This window comes from Helicobacter salomonis (assembly GCF_017979425.1).
Lineage (GTDB): Bacteria > Campylobacterota > Campylobacteria > Campylobacterales > Helicobacteraceae > Helicobacter > Helicobacter salomonis.
In genome coordinates this window covers 1-236 of the sequence record NZ_JAERIS010000068.1, presented here as the reverse complement: position 1 = coordinate 236, position 236 = coordinate 1, and the positions used below count along the sequence as shown (strand labels likewise).

General features: G+C 32.6%; 1 protein-coding gene. It reads left to right on the top strand.

Annotated elements, in window-relative coordinates; genetic code table 11:
• Window positions 1-226, top strand: a 226-nt coding sequence (locus KCO92_RS07295; RefSeq protein WP_210647492.1) for an ATP-dependent Clp protease adaptor ClpS, incomplete at its 5' end; no start/stop codon positions are given.
• Between the last annotated feature and the right edge of the window lie 10 nt (window positions 227-236).

Here is a 236-nt window from a genome sequence, read left to right as displayed (position 1 = left end):
CTTAAATGATGATGTAACAACCATGGATTTTGTCATAGAAATTTTGATGAATATTTTTCATCAAAACCTTGAGAAAGCAAGTCAAACAATGTTAGAAATTCATCACAATGGTTCTGGAATTTGTGGCATTTACACCCAGGAAATAGCTCTTTCAAAACAAAAAAAAGTTATGGATGCGGCTAAACTTGCTAATTTTCCACTACAAGCAAAGGTGGAAGAAGAATGAAATACCAAGA